Source organism: Streptomyces sp. NPDC021749 (genome assembly GCF_040640655.1).
Taxonomy (GTDB): domain Bacteria; phylum Actinomycetota; class Actinomycetes; order Streptomycetales; family Streptomycetaceae; genus Streptomyces.
On record NZ_JBFACE010000041.1, the window covers coordinates 17,172 to 36,945 of the forward strand.

15 protein-coding genes and 1 other RNA gene are annotated in these 19,774 nt (G+C 71.9%); 2 read left to right on the plus strand and 14 right to left on the minus strand.

Translation table 11 applies throughout. The features are described 5' to 3' along the window. Positions 1-407: 407 nt before the first annotated feature. The 5 genes from AB0G35_RS30355 to AB0G35_RS30375 form a co-directional block, all read right to left on the minus strand. On the minus strand, positions 408-1,160 hold the full coding sequence (locus AB0G35_RS30355) for a zf-HC2 domain-containing protein (protein WP_360956121.1): 753 nt from the start codon (positions 1,158-1,160) through the stop codon (positions 408-410). After that, a complete protein-coding gene (locus tag AB0G35_RS30360; RefSeq protein ID WP_360956123.1) occupies positions 1,157-1,678 on the minus strand; it encodes a sigma-70 family RNA polymerase sigma factor in 522 nt (173 codons plus the stop codon). Before AB0G35_RS30360 ends, AB0G35_RS30355 begins: the two co-directional genes overlap by 4 nt. Before the next feature lie 412 nt (positions 1,679-2,090). Next, on the minus strand, positions 2,091-3,218 hold the full coding sequence (locus AB0G35_RS30365) for a uroporphyrinogen-III synthase (RefSeq protein ID WP_360956125.1): 1,128 nt from the start codon (positions 3,216-3,218) through the stop codon (positions 2,091-2,093). Between the two features lie 622 nt (positions 3,219-3,840). After that, a complete protein-coding gene (locus AB0G35_RS30370; RefSeq protein ID WP_360956127.1) occupies positions 3,841-5,391 on the minus strand; it encodes a nitrate/nitrite transporter in 1,551 nt (516 codons plus the stop codon). A 480-nt stretch (positions 5,392-5,871) separates the two neighbouring features. Next, on the minus strand, positions 5,872-6,876 hold the full coding sequence (locus AB0G35_RS30375; protein WP_360956129.1) for a LysR family transcriptional regulator: 1,005 nt from the start codon (positions 6,874-6,876) through the stop codon (positions 5,872-5,874). Between the two features lie 372 nt (positions 6,877-7,248). On the opposite strand from AB0G35_RS30375, the gene AB0G35_RS30380 reads away from it, so the two are divergent. Next, a complete protein-coding gene (locus AB0G35_RS30380) occupies positions 7,249-8,625 on the plus strand; it encodes an MFS transporter (RefSeq protein ID WP_360956131.1) in 1,377 nt (458 codons plus the stop codon). Between the two features lie 308 nt (positions 8,626-8,933). Here AB0G35_RS30380 and ssrA read toward each other — a convergent pair. From ssrA to ftsE, 5 genes are all read right to left on the minus strand, one after another. Then, positions 8,934-9,303: a transfer-messenger RNA gene (ssrA, locus tag AB0G35_RS30385) on the minus strand. A 320-nt stretch (positions 9,304-9,623) separates the two neighbouring features. Beyond that, entirely contained in the window at positions 9,624-10,121 is a 498-nt protein-coding gene (gene smpB / locus AB0G35_RS30390; RefSeq protein ID WP_360956133.1) for an SsrA-binding protein SmpB, read from the minus strand. 18 nt (positions 10,122-10,139) lie between these two features. Continuing rightward, entirely contained in the window at positions 10,140-11,360 is a 1,221-nt protein-coding gene (locus AB0G35_RS30395; protein WP_360956135.1) for a S41 family peptidase, read from the minus strand. Between the two features lie 68 nt (positions 11,361-11,428). After that, positions 11,429-12,340 carry a permease-like cell division protein FtsX gene (gene ftsX, locus AB0G35_RS30400; RefSeq protein WP_360956137.1) on the minus strand — a complete coding sequence of 304 codons (912 nt, stop codon included), beginning with the start codon at positions 12,338-12,340 and terminating at the stop codon, positions 11,429-11,431. A gap of 32 nt (positions 12,341-12,372) precedes the next feature. Beyond that, the gene (ftsE, locus tag AB0G35_RS30405) at positions 12,373-13,062 is read right to left on the minus strand and encodes a cell division ATP-binding protein FtsE (RefSeq protein ID WP_360956139.1); all 690 of its coding nucleotides are present in this window, start codon (positions 13,060-13,062) and stop codon (positions 12,373-12,375) included. A 251-nt stretch (positions 13,063-13,313) separates the two neighbouring features. Here ftsE and AB0G35_RS30410 point away from each other — a divergent pair, with 251 nt between their 5' ends. Then, positions 13,314-13,508, plus strand: coding sequence for a hypothetical protein (locus AB0G35_RS30410; RefSeq protein ID WP_360956141.1), 195 nt, complete (start codon positions 13,314-13,316; stop codon positions 13,506-13,508). Positions 13,509-13,720: 212 nt separating this feature from the next. On the opposite strand, the gene AB0G35_RS30415 is transcribed toward AB0G35_RS30410, so the two are convergent. The 4 genes from AB0G35_RS30415 to AB0G35_RS30430 form a co-directional block, all read right to left on the minus strand. Continuing rightward, complete coding sequence (locus tag AB0G35_RS30415; protein WP_360956143.1) at positions 13,721-14,587, minus strand: LPXTG cell wall anchor domain-containing protein; 867 nt, start codon at positions 14,585-14,587, stop codon at positions 13,721-13,723. Between the two features lie 331 nt (positions 14,588-14,918). After that, positions 14,919-16,025 carry a peptide chain release factor 2 gene (gene prfB / locus AB0G35_RS30420; protein ID WP_360956145.1) on the minus strand — a complete coding sequence of 369 codons (1,107 nt, stop codon included), beginning with the start codon at positions 16,023-16,025 and terminating at the stop codon, positions 14,919-14,921. A gap of 115 nt (positions 16,026-16,140) precedes the next feature. Beyond that, complete coding sequence (locus tag AB0G35_RS30425) at positions 16,141-17,442, minus strand: serine/threonine-protein kinase (RefSeq protein WP_360956147.1); 1,302 nt, start codon at positions 17,440-17,442, stop codon at positions 16,141-16,143. Positions 17,443-17,638: 196 nt separating this feature from the next. After that, positions 17,639-19,282 carry a serine/threonine-protein kinase gene (locus AB0G35_RS30430; RefSeq protein WP_360956149.1) on the minus strand — a complete coding sequence of 548 codons (1,644 nt, stop codon included), beginning with the start codon at positions 19,280-19,282 and terminating at the stop codon, positions 17,639-17,641. Between the last annotated feature and the right edge of the window lie 492 nt (positions 19,283-19,774).

The following is a 19,774-nucleotide window of genomic DNA, read 5'->3' on the forward strand; positions in this document are numbered from 1 at the left end:
CCTGGTGAGAAGGACAAATCCGGGCGGATTCGGTCGGATGTTGATGCAGACCGTTACTCGGGATGTCTTGGGCGGTCACGGGAGGGGGGTGGGGCGGTTACCGGGGGTGGCTTTGGCGGGTGCCGGGGGGTGCCAGGGGGTGGCTTTGGGGGGTGCCGGGGGGTGCCAGGGGGGTGGCTGGGGCGGTTGGGAGGTGGCTTGGGTGGTTGACGGAGGCAGCTTGGGGGTTCCCGGGGGGTGGCTTGGGTGGCCCGCTCGCGGAGGGGCGCCGACCTTCCCGCCGGGCCCTCCCGGACGCTCGCCCCGGGTTCTCCCGGACGCCCGTCCGGGGTCCTGTCGGCTCACTCCGCGCGGCTCATGTCCGCCGGCTCCTCCCGGCTCACTTCCTGCGGCTCACTTCCTGCGGCTCACGCCTTCACCGTGGCCAGTCTTCTGCCCTCCAGGGTGCTGATCTCGAAGTGGTCGATCTCGTTCCGGTCGAGTGCGGCGCCGCCCGCCGCGTACAGGGGCTCGCGGTTCCACTTGGCCGTGCTCCCGGGGATGCCGTAGCCGCCCTCGGGGACCGCCCAGGTGGTGACGGTCTGCCGGCGACCGTCCTTGCCGACCGCGACCAGCGAGCAGCTGAGCGGGCCCTTCACGTGGGCGAGCTGCAGGACGACCTGGGTGCCCCACGGGCGGGCCGACATGGAGACGCCCGCGGAGACCTTGGTGTCCGGGTCGATGGAGTGGACCTGCTCGCCCTCGGCGTACTGGGCGCGGACCGCGTTCGCCAGCGGGGGCGCCGCCGGCGCCGGCGTCTGCTCCGTACCGCCCTTGACGACGGAGACGGCGGCCAGCGGCCCGCCGACGATCAGCACGACGGCCGCGGCAACCAGGAACAGCCGGCGGCGGGCCCGGCCGCGGCGGGTGGCGGCGACCTCGTCGAGCAGTCCGCCGAGGAGGCGGGGGCCGGGGACGGCGGTGAGCGTGTCCGGGGTGGGGGCGGACCCCTTGAACTCGGCCAGCACCGGAGTCAGGCCCATCAGTTCCTCAAGCTCGGCCGCGCACCGGTCACAGCCGACGAGATGCATCTCGAACCGTTCGGCATCGGCAGCGTCCAGGACGCCCAGCGCATAGGCGCCGACGTCGCTGTGTCGGTCCGGCTGCGTGGGCGGGATCACTCCGTCACTCCTCGTTCCTCAAGCGAGAGCTTCAGGGAGCGCAGCGCGTAGAAGACCCGGGACCGCACGGTCCCTGCGGGTACGCGAAGCACCTCCGCTGCCTCGTTGACCGTACGCTCCTTGAAGTACGTCTCCACGAGGGCCTCTCGGTGGGCCTGGCTCAGATCGCTCAGCGCCTCGGAGATCGTCATCGTGCGCAGCGCCCGGTCGATCACGTCGGCGGCCGGCATCGTCTCCAGGGGTGTTGCATCGACCTCTTGGGGTCTGGCCTTCCGGCTCCGGTACCCGTCGATCACTATCCGCCGGGCGACGGTCACCAGCCAGGGGCGGATCGAGCCGGTGGCGCGCTGTAGTTGCTCGGCGTTGCGCCAGGCCCGCACCAGCGTCTCCTGGACCACGTCCTCCGCGCGGTGCCGGTCGCCCGCCACCAGCCGCAGGACGAAGGCGAGGAGCGGGCCCGCGTGCTCGTCATAGAGGGCTCGCATGAGCTCCTCGTCAGGTGTCGTCCTGTCTGCCACGACGGCATCCTTACGCACTCCAACTCCCGGGTCGAGAGCCCGGATCACCCAAGATCGCCGGGGACCTGGCCATGAATCGGACTTGCGGTGAGGAGTACGGACGGGACGGGCGGGGTGTTCAGCGGGCGGCGGAAATTTTTTCCGGGGCGGGTCCGGGGGGGCGGCCGGCCCGCCGGACCCGCCTTTTGCCACGTGGCCCTTTTGCCACGTGGCCCTTTTGCCGCGTTGCCCTGTTGTCCCGTTGCCCTCTTGCCGTGTTGCTCTGTTGCCCTGTGGCCCCGTTGCTGTTGTCCCGCTGTCCCGTTGTCCCGTTGCCCGGGCGCCCCTGGACGGCCTCCGCCGCCGTAACGGCTGCCTCCCGCCGTGGACCCGGTTACGCCGCCGTAACGGCTGCCTCCCGCCGTGAACCCGGTTACGCCGCGCCGTACTTGTCCGTGTCCGCATGCGGGTCCAAGGACAGCCGGTAGCCGCGCTTGACGACCGTCTGGATCAGCTTCGGCGCACCCAGCGCCACCCGCAGCCGGGCCATCGCGGTCTCCACGGCGTGCTCGTCCCGCCCCGCCCCCGGCAGCACCCGCAGCAGTTCGGCACGGGAGACGACCCACCCGGGGCGGCGGGCCAGCGCCCGCAGCAACGCCATCCCGGCCGGCGGCACCGGCCGCAGCACACCGTCCACCACGACCGCGTGCCCGCGGATCTCCAGCCGTCGCCCGGCCACCGGCAACGGGCGCGCCCGGCCCGGCAGTTCGCGGCAGAGCAGCTGCACCAGCGGTCCCAGCCGGAAACGCTCCGGCTGGAGTGTGGGCACGCCCTCGGCCTCCAGGGGCAGCGCGGTCACCGGCCCCACACACACGGGCAGCACCCCCTGCCGCAGCGCCGCCAGCACCTCCTCCCGGATGCCGCGCTCATCGGCCCGGCGCAGCAGTGACGCGGCGGCGGGTGCGCTGGTGAACGTCACCGCGTCCAGGCCGCCTCCGGTCAGCGCGTCCAGCAGCCGGTCGACCGGACCGAGGTCCTCCGGCGGCATCCAGCGGTACACCGGGACGCCGATCACCTCCGCACCGCCGGCCCGCAGCGCCTCCACGAACCCGGGCAGCGGCTCGCCGTGCAGCTGTACGGCCACCCGCCGTCCGGACACCCCCTCCGCCAGCAGCCGGTCCAGCACCTCGGCCATCGACTCCGAGGCCGGTGACCACTTCTCGGTGAGCCCGGCGGCCCGGATCGCGCCACGCACCTTCGGGCCGCGCGCCAGCAGTTCGACGCCGGCCAGCCGGTCCAGCAGCGCCTCACCCAGCCCCCAGCCCTCCGCGGCCTCGATCCAGCCGCGGAACCCGATGGCCGTAGTGGCCACGACGACGTCCGGCACACGATCGATCAACGCGCGGGTCACGGCGAGCAGTTCGGTGTCGTCCGGCAGCGGCACGATGCGCAGCGCGGGGGCGTGCAACACCTGGGCGCCGCGCCGTTCCAGGAGGGCACCGAGCTCCTCGGCCCGCCGGGCCGCGGTCACACCGACGGTGAAACCGTCCAGCGGGCGCACGGAGGGCCCGTCGTCCGGGGAATCAGGGGCTGCCGGGGGCGTCGAGGCTCTGGCGGACGCCGGAGCTTCCGCGGACGTCGAGGCTTCGGAAGGCACCGGGACCCCCGCGGACGCCGAGGCTTCCGCGGACGTCGAGGCTTTCGCAGACGTCGAGGCTCCGGAAGGCACCGGGACTCCCGCGGACGCCGGGGCTCCCGCGGACGTCGAGGCCCCCCGGGTTTCCGTTTCCGGCCCGGGGCCGGGCGCCGTCCGCGGCTCCTGCTCGCCGTGCTCCTGCGCGCCGTGCTCCTGTTGCTGCTGATCGTGCATGGTCGTCCCGCTCCGCCCAGAGTGGTTGTGCTGCCTCGCGCTTCCCCGCCGCCGCGGCCCGGGCGGCGGGGAGCTCCGGGATCCCGGGATCCCGGCTTCCCCGGACCTCATGCCCCCGGGCCCGAAGGAGCCATGGTCCCGGGTGCCGAGGTCCAGAAGTCCACGGTGTCCAGCCTGCCGACAGCACATGACAGGCCCGGTCCTCCAGTATTTCCCCCGGGTTACGCCGCTGCGCGGCCACCACGGGCCACCGGCCCCCCAGCGGCCCCACAGCTGCCCCACGCCGACCTGACGCCGGCCCTGAAGCCAGTTCTCACACCTCGGCGTGGACCGGCTGCCGCTCCGCTTCCCCGGCCGCCGCCTCCGCGCCCGCCCGCGCCGTACGCCGTGCCCGCGCCGCCGGCCGCAGGTATACGGCCCAGGTCACCACCGTGCACACCGCGTAGCAGGCCAGGAACGACACGAACGCCGGCGTACCCGACCCGGTGGCCAGGAATGACTGCCGGAAGGCGAGGTTGATGACCAGCCCGCCGAGCGCGCCGACCGCGCCGATCAGCCCCATCGCCGCCCCCGACAGCCGCCGCCCGCTGGCCTCGGCCGCCTCACCGGTCAACCCGCGCCGGACCGCCTGCGCCTGGAAGATCCCCGGGATCATCTTGTACGTGGAGCCGTTGCCGAGCCCGGACAGCACGAACAGCGCGATGAAACCGACCAGGAACACCGACAGCGACCGCACCGCCGACGCGTAGATGACCACCCCGGTGGCCAGGGACATCGCCAGGAAGTTCCCCAGGGTGATCCGGGCGCCGCCGAACCGGTCCGCCAGCCGGCCGCCGACCGGCCGCACCAGCGACCCCAGCAGCGGCCCGATGAACGTCAGCGACGCCGCCTGGAGGGGCGTGCGCGCGAACTGGATCTGCAGCACCAGCCCGAACGCGAAGCTGTAGCCGATGAACGACCCGAACGTGCCGATGTACAGCAACGACATCACCCAGGTGTGCGGCTCCCGGGCGGCGTCCAGGGCCGCTCCGGTGTCGTTCCGCACCGGCGCCAGGTTGTCCATGAACAGCGCCGCGAGCACCGCCGCGACCACGATCAGCGGCAGGTAGACGGCGAGCACCAGCCGCGGCTGCGCGGCCCCGGCCGTACCGATCACCAGCAGCCCCAGCAACTGGACCACCGGTACGCCGATGTTGCCGCCGCCGGCGTTCAGCCCCAGCGCCCAGCCCTTCTTCCGGAGGGGATAGAAGGAGTTGATGTTCGTCATCGAGGAGGCGAAGTTGCCGCCGCCGACCCCCGCTAGCGCCGCGACCAGCATGAACGTGGCGTAAGAGGTGCCCGGCTCCATCACCACCGCGGCCGCCGTCGCCGGCACCAGCAGCATCGTCGCGCTGATCACCGTCCAGTTGCGCCCGCCGAACCGTGCCACCGCGAAGGTGTACGGCACCCGCAGCACCCCGCCCACCAGCGTCGGCACCGCCACCAGGAAGAACTTCCCGGCCGGATCGACCCCGTACTCCGGCCCCATGAACAGCACCATCACCGACCACAGGCTCCAGATGGAGAAGCCGATGTGCTCGGACAGTACGGAGAAGGCGAGGTTCCGCCGGGCCACCCGCGCCCCGGTCTCCGCCCAGAACGTCTCGTCCTCGGGCTCCCACCGCTCGATCCACCGTCCACCCCGGCGCGCCCGGCCGACGGGGGTCGGGCCGGCGGGGGTGGGGCCGCCGCGCGTGCGGCCACCGGACGTCGAGCTGGATACCGAGCCGGATGTCGGCCCGCCCGTACGGCTTTCGTCGGGGCTGTCGCTCCTGCTGCCGCTACTACTGTCGCTACGGGTGCCTGCCGCGGCCTCGGCCGTCATCGCGCCTCCCAGGGGGTCGGGTCCTCCCCACGAAGCTAGGGACGGCGGGTTTCCGGACCGTGGCAGCAGGTGACCGCGGCGAAACCTTGCGCTCACGCACCACCGGGCCCGTGCGTGAGCGACCGCGGACGCCGGGGAGCGCGCGCCGGACAGAGCCACACCGAAGTGCCTCGCACGCCCCCTGACCTCACTCGTTCGACAGGTAAGGGCAGGCGACCTGGACGCTGGCGACCTGGACACTGTCAGCAGTGTCATCGAACGCGCTGAGCAATCACTCGAACACGCTCACGGCCTCTCCGGCGGCACCGACTCCCCCGGCCTGTGCTTCCTCGCCGCCCAGCAGGACGTCCGGCTGATCACCACGTCCTGGGTGGGCCGCGACCCCGGCAACGACGACACCATGTGCAGCGCCCGCAGCGCGGCCTACCTCAGCGCACACCGCACCCGCACTCGGCCACGCGACGTCCCCTCTGCACGCCCTCACCCACACTCCACACCCACACCCACACCCACACCCACACCCACACCCATCGCATCGGCATCCTCGCGAGGGAGCCAGGCGCCCTTCGGTGCGGTCAACCAGCCGTTCTCCCTCGTGAGTTCGCGTGCTGCCGTGTGCAGGGCGGTCAGGCCGGGGTGGCGCAGGTCGCGGCGCCACACCATCGAGATGGGTGACAGGGGTACGGGGTCCACGACCGGGCGCAGCACCATCCCCGGTACGTCGATGAACTCCACGCTCGCCAGCACCGACCACCCCCGTTTCCGCACCACTCGTACGAACTCCCGCGAGCCCTCGATCTCCGGGAACGGCTCGGCCATCGCGATGCCCCGCCCCGCGAACAGCTGGGCCGCCAGTTCCGTCCACTCAGCGGTCTGCGGATTCCCCGCGGCCGCGTAGAGCGTCTCGCCGGCCAGCTCCGCGAGCGGCACCTCGGACCGTGAGGCCAGGGGATGGTCCTCCCGCAGCAGCACCGCCATCGGCTCCAGACGGACCGGCTGGTGCGCCAGGCCGGCCCGAACGGCGGGTGGCAGGCCCGCGTAACGCCCAAAGGAGACATCGAGCCGCCCAGCCGCCAGCTCGGCCGCCGCTCCCGTCAGCCCGCTGTGGAAGCGGGCCACCAGCTCGCAGCTGTCCGGCACCCGTTCCCTGGCGTCCTCCAGCACCCGGTGCGCGGTACCGATCGGCACCCCGACATCGACCAGCAGCGGCCGCTCGGGCACCGGCCGGAAGGCCGCCGCCAGTTCCTCGTGGGCGCTCAACACCCGCCGGGCGTACGGCAGTAGCCGCTCACCGTCGGCCGTGAGGGCGACCTGGCGGGTCGTCCGCACGAAGAGGGCCGTGCCCAACTCCCGCTCCAGTCGCCGGATGTCGCGGCTCAGGGCCTGCTGGGCCACGTAGAGGCGGGCCGCGGCGCGGGTGAAGTGCAGTTCCTCGGCCACGGCGATGAATGCCCGGAGCAATCGCGGATCGATATCGAACGACATCGGGCCATCCTTGCAGCGCCCCGGCCCGGTAACCTCGGAGTCTCGCGGAGTCCTCCGGCTCCGCAGTTCCGCCATTCCGCCCGTTCCGCGGTCTCGGAGTGCCGCCCCCCCGGCCCCGGAGTACCGCACCCCCACAGTGCCGGAGTACCGCACTCCCGTAGCCAGCCCCGTGGTGCCGCACTCCCGTACTCCCGGAGTCACGTCGGCTTGTGGGCCGGTGTCGCCTTGCCGTTTCGCCTGCCCAGGGGTACGCCTCTTCCCCAGAGCTGCATCTCTGCAGGGTGAGTGATCCAGCGATCTACATCGCGAGTGCGTGAATGGGCTCTGATCAGGTGTTGGACGGGTGGCGGGCCTGCCCGGGATCGTAAAGGCATGATCCTTTTCCTTGCTGCCCGGCCGGTGACCGCTCCGCCCGTACGGCCGGTTGCGCGCCGCCGCCCCCGTCGGCCCCGCCGTTTTCGACTCTTCGCCCCCTACCGGCAGATCTTCGCCGTCCCTGGCGCGCGGGCGTTCACCGCCGCCAATTTGCTGGCTCGCCTGCCCATGGGGATGCTCAGCGTCAGCGCGGTCCTGATGATCAGCGGCTCGCGTGGCTCCTATGCGCTGGCCGGGGCCGTCACCGCGACCGGGCTGGCGGCGACCGCGCTGGTCGGGCCGTGGACCGCCCGGATGGTCGACCGCCACGGCCAGGCCCGGATCGCCGTACCGGCCACCGCGCTCGCGGTGCTCGGGTCGCTGTCGCTGCTGCTGTGCGTCCGCTTCGGCGCGCCCGACTGGGCTCTGTTCGTCTCCTACGCGGCGACCGCCACCACCCCCAACACCGGAGGAATGTCCCGCGCCCGCTGGGCGCACCTCTTCCGCGACGACCCGGCTGCCCGGCACACCGCCAACTCCTTCGAACAGGCCGCGGACGAACTGTGCTTCATGCTCGGTCCGGTGCTCGCGACGCTGCTCTGTACCGCAGTCGCGCCCGAGGCAGGTACGGCGGTGGGTGCGGGCCTGCTGCTGACCGGGGTGCTGCTCTTCGCGGCCCAGCGCCGCACGGAGCCGCCGGTGGCCGGGCGGGCGGCCGGCGGTGCCGGAGTGGTCCGCTCTCCGCTGCGGCGGCGGGGCATTCCCCCTCTGCTCGGCACGTTCCTGTGCACCGGCGCGATCTTCGGGTCGATGGAGGTCGTGACCTTGGCCTTCGCCGACGGTCTCGGGATGCGGTCCGCAGCGGGCGGGCTGCTGGCCCTCCAGGCGGCCGGGTCGTGCGGGGCGGGGCTGCTCTACGGTCTGCTGCGTCCGGCGGGCCGGAGCGGGCGACGCTTCCTGGTGTGTGTGGGCGCGATGGCCGTGCTGATGCTGCTGCCCCTCCTCGCGGCGTCGACCGGACGCCCGGGGGCACTGGCCGCCGCCCTGCTGGCCGCCGGGATGGCCACCGCGCCGACCATGGTCACCGGGATGGGACTGGTCCAATCCCGCACTCCGGAGGGTCAGTTGAATGAGGGGATGACGCTCGCCGTGACGGCGCTGCTGGGTGGTATCGCCGCCGGCTCGGCGGCGGGGGGCTGGGTCGTGGACCATGTGGCGGGCGCCGGGGTTGCGTACGGAGTTCCGGCCGCGGCGGCCGGGCTGGCCGTCCTTCTTGCGCTGCTGACCGCCGCCACGCGCACCCTGCCCGTCACCCCGTCCGTCACTCGATCCGCCACCCCGTCCGCCACTCCGTCCGTCGCTTCTTCCGCGGCCGGCGACCAGGGACGGGGATGAGGTTGCATGCTGTGCTGTGTTCATGCACTCAGCGTGACGGGGTCGGGATCGAGGCACATCAACCCAGGGGTTGTCATACCGAGGGTTGAGGGGTGAAAGAGAAGCCGAAGCGCGGGAGGCGAGCGCGGGACGGAAGCGCGAGAAAGACGTGGGGAGAGAAGTTCGGAGAGAGGAGTGCCGAGAGAGGAGTTCGGAGAGAGGTGGGCGAGAGAGATGAGCCAGAGAAGTGAGCGAGAGCAGTGAGCGCGGCAGACAAAAAGCAGCTGCCCCGGCGGGAAACTCGCCGGGGCAGCTGCTTTACATGGGATGAGTGGAGATGGCGGGAATCGAACCCGCGTCCAACGGTGCGGAAACAGGGCTTCTCCGAGTGCAGTTCGCTGCGCTTTTCTCGGCCCCGGAGATCACGCGAACAAGTCTCCGACGGGCTCAGTCACTGTTTGATTTCCTCCTGCACCCCGTGACCGGGTTCAGGAGTTTAGTCCCCTAGCTGATGCCAGGATCCGGGTCGGGAACAGCCCCGGGCTGACACTTCGCAAGTCGCTACTTAGGCAGCGAGGGCGAAGGAATCGCGCTTGGTGTTGGCGATTATTGGTTTCGGCCTGTGGTTTACGAGATCATGGCCGCTTCCTCGACTCGCTTCCCCTGCTTCGACATCCGCTGTCGAAACCGATCATCCCCATGTTGATTTATCAAGATGGATCCTCGGGCGCCTACACCAGGGCCACCCGTGGTTCCCGCACCCTCTGTGGGATGCGGAGCCATCGTACGTGAACAACGCCTGACGTTGCCAGCGTATTCCGCGGGCGGCCAACCGGCCGGAGATCGCCCCCGCCCCGCCCCGCACCGCGCAGCCCCACGCAGCCCCGCGCAGCGTCGCTACTGCCCCGCTACCGGCCCCACTACCGCCCCGTACCGGCCCGTCGGCCGGAAGCCGGGCCCGCTCCCGCACCGCCGGCCCAGGTCGGCTCGCGGTGCGCCCGCCCGTGGGCCGGCCGTGGTCAGGCGCGCTGACGGCGGCGGGCCGCCGAGATCGCGCGCTCCGCCTCGCGGCGGTCCTGCTGCTCGCGGAGGGTCTGCCGCTTGTCGTACTCCTTCTTGCCCTTGGCCAGCGCGATCTCGACCTTGGCCCGGCCGTCCTTGAAATACAGGGCGAGCGGCACGATGGTGTGCCCGGTCTCCTGGCTCTTGGACTCCAGCTTGTCGATCTCGAAGCGGTGCAGCAGCAGCTTCCGCTTGCGCCGGGCGGCGTGGTTCGTCCAGGTTCCCTGGGCGTATTCCGGGATGTGTACGTTGTGCAGCCAGGCCTCGTTGCCGTCGATCTGGACGAATCCGTCGACCAGTGACGCCCGGCCCTGACGCAGCGACTTCACCTCGGTGCCGGTCAATACCAGCCCGCACTCGTAGGTGTCCAGAATGTGGTAGTCGTGCCGCGCCTTCTTGTGCTGCGCCACGAGCTTGCGCCCGGGGTCCTTGTCCTTGCCTTTTTGCTTAGCCATAGTGCGGCCATTTTCGCACTATGCGCCGGCCCCGAGGCCACTCAATACCGTGCGGGCCCGCCGCTCGGCATGGTTCTCGACGACCAGGTCGGGGGTGAGGCCGGTGTCGTCGACGGTCCGCCCGGAGGGGGTGTGGTAGTGGCCGACGGTGAGCTCGGCCACCGAGCCGTCGGGCAGCCGGCTGGGCATCTGCACCGAGCCCTTGCCGAAGGTCGGGGAGCCCACGACGACGGCCCGGCCACGGTCCTGGAGGGCGCCGGCCAGCAGTTCGGCGGCGCTCATCGTGCCGCCGTCCACGAGAACGACCAGGGGGAGGCGGGTGTTCCCGCCGCGTCGGGCGTACAGGGCGCGCTGGCTGCCCCGTACGTCGTAGGTGGCGACCAGGCCGCCGTCGAGGAAGGCGGAGGCGGTGGCGACGGATTCGGTGACCAGACCGCCCGTATTGCCGCGCAGGTCGAGCAGCAGGCCTCCGTGCGGGGAGGCGCCGCGGACCGCGCGGCGGACCGCGGCGCCGGTGCCCTTGGCGAACGAGGTGATCTTGACGCGGGTGGGGCCGTGCGGGCCGGCCGGCCGGTCGACGGTGACGTTCCGGGTGCGCAGCCGAATGCGGTGCAGGGTGAGGCTCCAGCTCCGGGTGGAGCGCTGGAGGTCGAGCCGTACGGGGGTGCCGGCGCGGGCGGCGGCCGTACGGGAGCCGTGCGGGGCGTCGCCGCGGAGCCGGGCGACGGTCTCGGTGACCGGCTGCCCCTGGGTGGTGCGGCCGTCGATGGCGCGCAGCAGGTCGTGGACGGCGATGCCGGCGCGGGCGGCGGGGCTGCCGGGCTGCACGCGGGAGACCTCGGTGCGGCCGCCGGCGAGCTGCCGCACCCACAGGCCGACGCCGACGTAGGCGCCGTCCAACTGCCGCTGGAAGTCCTCGAACTCGCCCTTGGTGTAGATCGTCGACCAGCGGTCGCCACTACGGCTGACGACCTCGGCGGCGGCCTGTGAGCCGGACTTGCCGTCCTCGATGGCGTCGGCGGCGGCCCGCTCGACGGCCGCGCGGTCGGCGGTGGCGGCCTCCGGGGGGCGCGCCCCGGCCGCCGAGCCCCGGGGAATGCCGTGACCTGCCGCGCCTTCGGCCTCATCGCTCCAGGTACCGGTCACCGTGCCGGTGGCGAGCACCCCGGCGAGGAACAACGTCAGGGCCGCCCCGCGGCGGTAGCGGCGGGGCCGGCCGTACGCACACGGGCCCGACATGCCGGTGAGTCTAGGCGACAAAGGGGCGCCGTACGGCGAGTTGACCGTACGGCGCCCCTTGGCAAAGCTCACACCTTGAGGTACTTGCGCAGTGCGAAGAACGCGGCGAGCGCGGGCATCAGCAGCCCGATCAGGAGGACCAGCGGGAGCACCGCCGCCACCGAGTCCCAGCCGATGAAGTTGATCACCTGGATCTTCTTCGCCAGCCAGTTGTTGACGAGGAGGTACTTGCCGCCGACGATCAGCACGCAGGCGAACGCGGCGCCCAGCAGGCCCGCGATGGCGGCCTCCAGGATGAACGGCATCTGGATGTAGAAGCTGGACGCTCCCACGAGCCGCATGATGCCGGTCTCCCGCCGGCGGCTGAACGCCGACACCCGCACGGTGTTGACGATCAGCAGCAGCGCGACGATCAGCATCAGCACCATGATCCCGATCGCTGCCCAGTTCATGCCGTTGAGAAGGTTGAACAGCGGCTCGACGGTGTCGCGTTGGTCCTGCACCTCCTGGACACCGGGCCGTTCGGAGAACGCCGACTTGATGACCTTGAACTTCGTGGGGTCCTTCAGCTTGACCCGGAACGACTCGGGAAGCTGGTCGGGCGTCACCAGGCCGGCGACCGGGGTGTCGCCGAACTGCTCCTTGTAGTGCTTGTAGGCCTGGTCGCTGGACTCGTACTGCACGTTCTGCACGATCGGCAGCCGGTTCAGCTCGGCCTTGATGTCGTCCTTCTGCTGCTGGGTGGCCGCGCCCTTGGCGCAGTTGGCGCCGGTCTCGGCGTCGTTCTTGTTGCAGAAGAAGATGGAGACGTTGACCTTGTCGTACCAGTAGCCCTTCATGGTGCTGACCTGGTCGCGCATCAGCAGCGAGGCGCCGAACAGGCCGAGCGAGAGGGCTACGGAGACGATGACGGCGAAGGTCATCGTGAGGTTTCGGCGGAGACCGACGCCGATCTCCGACAGGACGAACTGGGCGCGCATGGCGTCCTTTCAGTACTGGGGGCCGTACACGCTTAGTGCTGGTAGCCGTACACGCCGCGCGACTGGTCGCGGACGAGCCGGCCCTTTTCGAGTTCCATGACCCGCTTGCGCATCTGGTCGACGATCTGCTGGTCGTGGGTGGCCATGACCACCGTCGTACCGGTCCGGTTGATCCGGTCCAGCAGCTTCATGATGCCGACGGAGGTCTGCGGGTCGAGGTTGCCGGTGGGTTCGTCCGCGATGAGCAGCAGCGGACGGTTGACGAAGGCCCTCGCGATGGCGACGCGCTGCTGCTCACCACCGGAGAGCTCGCCCGGCATGCGGTCCTCCTTGCCGCCGAGGCCGACGAGTTCGAGGACCTCGGGGACCGTCTTGCGGATCTGGCCGCGGGGCCTGCCGATGACCTCCAGGGCGAAGGCGACGTTCTCCCCGACGGTCTTGTTGGGGAGCAGCCGGAAGTCCTGGAAGACCGTGCCCACCTGGCGCCGCATCTGCGGGACCTTCCAGTTGGAGAGCTTGCCGAGGTCCTTGCCGAGTACGTGCACATGGCCATGGCTGGCCCGCTCCTCGCGCAGCAGCAGCCGCAGGAAGGTGGACTTGCCGGAGCCCGAGGAGCCCACCAGGAAGACGAACTCGCCGCGCTCGATTTCGAGCGAGACGTCCCTGAGTGCAGGACGGTTCTGCTTCGGGTAGGTCTTGGAGACGTTGTCGAATCGGATCACTGATGCACCACGGTCGACCTGGATAGGGGCACGGGCTGCCGAGTTGCGGCTCCCGTCGGTGTGCGTGACCATACGCGAACCTCGCGCGGCGGTGCAGTCGGCGTAGGGGTTGGTGCGGTTATTCACGGCACCTACAGGGACAAAAGGGCGCACAATTCCGGGGCGCGCGCCGTTCCGCCGGGGAGCTGGCACAGTGGAAGAGGGAACCAATGCACCCTCCGGGGCGTTGGTGCAGTGGAGAAGGAGGTCGCATGACGTACGACCGACTGGTGTGCGCCAACTGCGCGGCCCCTGTGAGTGAGGGCCGCTGCCCCGTGTGCCGGGCGAGCAGAGAACGCCTCCAGCAGCAGGCAGGCGGTGTGTTCGCCCAGGTCAGCCCGGCGATGCTGGTGGCTTTGACAGTCCTGCTGCTCGCGGTGGGGCTGCTGCTGCATCAGACCGTCTGACGACGCACGGCCGTCCGACTGGCCGAGCGGCCGGGTGGCCGGGTGGAGAGCTTTGAGCGGGCCGTTGTGCGTGACGGCGGCCCATCGTCCGTTACGGGGTGCTTACGGGGATGTTCGCCCGGTGACGGGTGCATCGGGAAATAGAGGGGCGGGAGAACGCCGAGGGCCCGGGGCGCGTGTGCGTCCCGGGCCCTTGTGGTGCCGCGTCAGCGTCAGGCTGCTGCCGCGCCGCCGCCGTTCTTGTTGATCAGGCGGGGCAGCATGCGGAAGCCGACACCGCCCGCGATCATCGTGGCCGCACCGATCAGCAGGAAGGTGGTGCCGGTGGAACCGGTCTCGGCCAGCTCCCCGCCCTTCGCCTGCTGCTTGGCCTGGCCGGGCGTGTCAGCGATCTGCTCCTTGCCCTGGCCGGGCTGCTCGATCGGCTTGGAGCCCTCGTTGTCGGTGCCGGTGCCGGTGGAGTCGCCGCCGGTGTTGCCGCCGCCGCTGTGGCCGCCGCTCTGGCCGCCACTGTGACCGCCGCCGTTGTTGCCGCCGTCCTGGCCGCCGTTGTTGCCGCCGTTCTGACCGCCGCTGTGGCCGCCGGACTGACCGCCGTTCTCGGTGCCGCCGTTGTCCGTGCCACCGTCGTCGGTGCCGCCGACCTGGCCACCGTCGTCGGTGCCGCCGACCTGACCGCCGTCGTCGGTGCCGCCGACCTGACCGCCGTCGTCGGTGCCGCCGACCTGACCGCCGTCATCGGTGCCGCCGACCTGACCGCCGGAGTCGTCGCCGCCGATCTCGCCGCCGGCCTGACCGCCGGAGTCGCCGCCGATCTCGCCGCCGATCTGGCCGCCGTCGTCCGAACCGCCGGTCTCGCCGCCGGTCTCGCCGCCGGTCTGACCGCCGTTGTCCGAACCGCCGGAGTCGCCACCGCCGATGACCCCGCCGATGATGCCGCCGATGATCCCGCCGTCGGAGCCGCCGGCGTCACCCGGGCTGGCCGCGGAAGCGGCACCGGCGGCGGTGAGCGACGCACCGGCCGCGATCACCGCACCAGCCGCAATGCGCGCCACGCGCAGCCGCGTCTTCTTCGTCATGTACTGCTACCCCCAGTAGCTGAACTCGTCATGGGTGCACCGCTGCACGGGGCGACCAGCGCTGGGGGTAGGCGAGTTCCGGCCACGGAATGCCGACTGGCCACTCATCTCCCCGTTACTGCACGCGCCCCGGAACATACGCATGCCGCTCTCAGCCTTCCCAGTACGGACGGTATCGTCAAGGCCGAATAAAGTCTCGATGCCCGAATTGCTGAGAGTTGGGCGGTACATGGACATACGACTGTGACCAAACCGCCACAGCAAAAACAACTGCCTCCACGAGGGAGGCAGTTGTTCCGGTGTCAGAAGGCCCGTGGCGCGGGGCAGTCGGCTACTTCTCCTGCTGCTTGCGCCAGCGGATTCCGGCCTCCAGGAAGCCGTCGATGTCGCCGTCCAGCACGGCCTGCGGGTTGCCGACCTCGAACTCCGTCCGCAGGTCCTTGACCATCTGGTAGGGGTGCAGGACGTACGAACGCATCTGGTTGCCCCAGGAGTTGCCGCCGTCGCCCTTGAGCGCGTCCATCTTGGCCTGCTCCTCCTGGCGGCGGCGCTCAAGGAGCTTCGCCTGGAGGACGTTCATCGCGGTCGCCTTGTTCTGGATCTGCGAGCGCTCGTTCTGGCAGGAGACGACGATGCCGGTGGGGATGTGCGTCAGCCGGACCGCGGAGTCGGTGGTGTTCACGCCCTGGCCGCCGGGGCCGGAGGAGCGGTACACGTCCACCCGCAGGTCGGACTCGTCGATCTCGATGTGGTCGGTCTGCTCGACGACGGGCAGCACCTCGACGCCGGCGAACGACGTCTGGCGGCGGCCCTGGTTGTCGAACGGCGAGATGCGCACCAGGCGGTGCGTGCCCTGCTCGACGGAGAGCGTGCCGTAGGCGTACGGGACGTTGACGGCGAAGGTGGTCGACTTGATGCCGGCCTCTTCGGCGTACGAGGTCTCGTAGAGCTCGGTCTTGTAGCCGTGCCGCTCGGCCCAGCGCAGGTACATCCGCTGGAGCTTCTCGGCGAAGTCGGCGGCGTCCACGCCACCGGCCTCGGCGCGGATGTTGACGACCGCCTCCCGGGCGTCGTACTCGCCGGAGAGGAGGGTGCGGACCTCCAGCTCCTCGACGGCCTTGCGGACGTCGGCCAGCTCGGCCTCGGCCTCGGCGCGGGCGTCCTCGTCGTCCTCGGCGTCGGCCAGCTCGAAGAGCACTTCGAGGTCGTCGACCCGGCCCCGCAGCTCCTCGGCCCGGCGCAGCTGGCCCTGGAGGTAGGACAGCTGGCTGGTGACCTTCTGGGCGCTCTCGGGGTCGTCCCACAGGGACGGCGCCGCCGCTTGTTCCTCAAGCACGGCGATGTCGGCCCTCATCTTGTCGAGGTCCAGGACGGCCTCGATCGACCCCATGGTCGAGGAGAGGGACTTCAGCTCTTCGGATACATCGACGACTGCCACGCACCCAGCCTAACGGCTACCACGGCGAACCTGACCCGGCCCCGGCAGGACGGGCCTGCCGGGGCCGGGCCGTGAGCCGCCCCAGGGGGTGCGTCGGCGGGTGCTCCAGGGGGCGTCAGGGGGTCTCCTGCTCCGACTGGTGGACGCCCGGCGGGGCCTCGCCGCCGTCGTCGTCCCCGGAGGCCAGCCAGCCGCCCAGGCCGGCCGCGACGACCACCGCGGCGGCGGCCGCCCCCAGCTTGATCCGGCGGCGGCGCACCGCCTCCGGGGAGGACCGGTGCCGCGCCGAGCCGGCCCGGCGTTCCCCTGCGGCCCGCGGGGCCCGGGCGGTGCCGTGGGCGCCGCCGGCCAGCTCGTCCGGGCCGGGCACCCGCATGCTGGTGTGCGTCTCCCGGTTGGAGTCCGGCGCCGAGCCCTGCACCAGGGGGACGGCGCCGCGCTGCGGGACGGTCTCGCCGGCCGACGGGTAGAACGGTTCCTCACGCGTGCTCGGGGCCGCGCCCTCCGGCTCGTCGTCCGGGCGGTCGCCGTCCGGCTCGTCGATGTCCAGTGGCGGCATCCCGGCCAGCCCCGGCAGCAGCTCCCGCAGCCGGGCGGCCAGCTCCGCGGCGCGCAACCGGGACGCCGGGGCCTTGGCCAGGCACTGCAGCAGCAGCTGCCACAGCTCGTCGGGGATGCCCGGCAGCGGGGCCACGCTCTCGGTCACGTGGCGGCGCAGGACGGCCCCGGGGTGGCCGCCCCCGAAGGGCGTGAACCCGGCGAGCAGCTCGTACAGGACGGTGGCCAGGGCGTAGATGTCCACCGAGGCGCGCGGCGGCAGGCCCTCGATGATCTCCGGGGCGAGGTAGTCGGGGGTGCCGATGACCCTGGCGGCATGGGCCCTCCCCTGGGCCGACGACCCTTGGGAAAGGGTCCGGCGGGGCGAGTCGACGAGCCGGGCGATGCCGAAGTCGGTGAGCAGCGCGGGATGCGCGCCACCGGGGCCGAGCGGCCCCTGCATGTCCAGCAGGACGTTCTCGGGCTTGACGTCGCGGTGCACGATCCGCGCGGTGTGCGCGGCGGCGAGCCCGTCGGCGACGTCCGCGACGATCGCGACGGCGGCCTCCGGGGCGAGCCGGCGCTCGCGCTCCAGACGGGTGCGCAGGTCCGTGCCGCGCACCAGGTCCATCACCAGGGCCAGGTCGTTGCCGTCGACGACCAGGTCGCGGACGCCGACGACGTGCGGGTCCGCAAGGCCCAGCAGCGCCGCCCGCTCCTGTACGAAGCGGCCGACGAGCTCCTGGTCGGAAGCGAGGTCCTCACGCAACAGCTTGATGGCCACGGCCCCTTCGGGCCCCTCGCCCAGCCATACCGTGCCGGCACTGCCGCGCCCCAGGATCTGGTGGGCGGTGTACCGGCTGCCGATCTTCCGTGCCAAAACTGCTCCGACGTGTCGGGCCCCCGAGCGTCCTGCGGGGGCTGAGGTTGGCGTCAAAGCTACGCGGATGCCACCGGGTTCCGTGCCCCGGAAAGCGGCAACCTTCACTTCTGAGAGCGAAATTGCCCGCTGGAAGTCGACAAATCCACGAAGCCGCCCCAGGACCGATGGTCCGGGGCGGCCGGTGCGGCCGGGGTCAGCCGTTGATCTTGTTCACGAAGTGCTCGACCTGGTTGTACACGTGCCCGATCTGCGCGAAGAAGCCGCGGGTCGTGCCGATCCACTCCTGGAGCGGGGTGAGCTCCCAGATCAGCCACGCGGCCACGAACAGCAGTATCAGCGTGACCAGGCAGCCCTTGAGGCAGCCCAGCCCGGGGATCCGCATCGGGTTGGCGCTGCGCGGACGGGGCTCACGCCGCGGCCGGGGCTCCGGGGCGGGCGGCCGCTGCGGCTCGTACCGCTGCGGCGGCGGCTCCTGGCGGCGCTGGGGGGCCTGCGGCGCCTGCGCGTACGGCGCGGGGGCCGGCTGGCGGTACGGGGGCTGCTGCGGCGGCTGCTGGGGCGCGGCCGGGCGACGCTGCGGACGGCGGCGCAGCGGGTCCTGGCTCGGGTCCAGGTACTGCACCTGCGTCTGCTCGTTGCGGTCCCGGGCGGCGCGCATCTGGGACTCCCACGGATGGGGGCCGTCGGGCTGCTGGGCACCCCCGGCCGGCGCGCCGGCCGGCATGGGCGGCACCGGCGGCATCGCCCGGGTCGGATCGGCGCCCTGGCCGCCCGGTGCTCCTGGGGCGCCCGTCGAGGGCAGCACGCTGGTCGCCGCGGCCGGATCGTAGGAACCCGCGCCGGACGGGAGGACCTGGGTGGGGTCGGCGTCGCCGCTCCCCTGGCCGCCGTCGGCGCCGGTGCCGGGCACCGTGGCGGGCGCCGGGTCCGGGGCGAGCAGCGCGGCGACGCCCAGCGCGGACTCGGCCTGCGCCGGGGTGGCGTGCACGCCGATGCCGGAGGCGACGGTGCGCAGCGCACGGGCGAGGTTCTCGGCGCTGGGCCGCTCCTCGGGGCGCTTGCGCAGACAGCGCTCTATGACGGTCCACAGCGGCTCGGGGAGCGTGGAGGGGCGGCGCGGCTCCTCGCTCAGGTGCCGGTGCAGCACTTCCAGGGCCGTCGAGCCGGCAAACGGCGGACGGCCGGTCACCAGCTCGTACAGGAGGATGCCGGCGCCGTAGATGTCCACCGCGGAGGTCTGCGGGCGGCCCTCGGCGGACTCCGGCGCCACATAGGCGGGGGTGCCGACGAATTCGTGGGTGCGGGTCAGGCCCGGGGAGTCGGCGAGCCGGGCGATGCCGAAGTCGGTCAGCATCGGGTGCATCTCGCCGCCGCCGTCGGCCCCGGCGAGCAGGACGTTCGCCGGCTTCAGGTCGCGGTGGACCACGCCGTCCGCGTGGCTGGCGGCCAGCGCGTCGGCGATCTGGGCGGTGAGCAGGGCGGCCGCCACCGGGCTGAAGGGGCCGTTGTCGCGCAGGTAGCGGTGCAGGTCCGGGCCGTCGACCAGGTCCATGACCAGCGCGAGCAGATCGCCCTCCACGACGAGGTCGCGGGTGCGGACGATGTTCGGGTGGGTCAGCCGCAGCAGGACGGAACGCTCGCGCAGGAAGCGCATCACCACGTCCGCGTCGTGCGCCAGCTCCTCCTTGAGGACCTTGATCGCGACCGTCTCACCGGGTTCTCCCGCCACGGCGGCCTCGGCGCCCGCCGTCTCCCGCTGGCGGGCACGCCAGACGGTGCCCGTGGCGCCGCGTCCCAGCGGCTCCTCAAGCAGGTACTTGCTGCCTACCGGCCGCACGTCATGCGCTCCCTGGTCGTGGTGGATCTCCTGCCGGCCCACCGGACCGGCCGTTCGGCTCCGCGCCGTCCGGTCATGGTCACCGTCGCGCGGTCCGCCCGATCCACTGTAGGGCCTGCGGCCCGTCACGCCGTCGCACAAGCTTTTCGGTCCGGCGGGCCGGGCTGGTGGGAAGACGCACGTTCCGGGCGGATGGTTGCCCGCCGCCCGCGGCCGGCCGCGGACCGCGCACCGCCCGGACAGGGACGATTCAGGGCTGATCACAACGTTCCGAATCCGTCCGGCCACCGCCCGCAATCAGGCAGTTTTTCGTCCGGACGCGACAAAACAAGATCACGGAGTGGCGGTCGGCGGGCGTGTTGTCAGTCGCAGGTGCGAGGATGCACCCAGCACGATGCGGTGGGGGCGGGCGGCCTTTGTCGCGACGTGCACCTGGGACTTGTCCGTGCCGACGTGCCCGGGCGGGCGGGGGAGCGAACGGCCCCTGCCGGC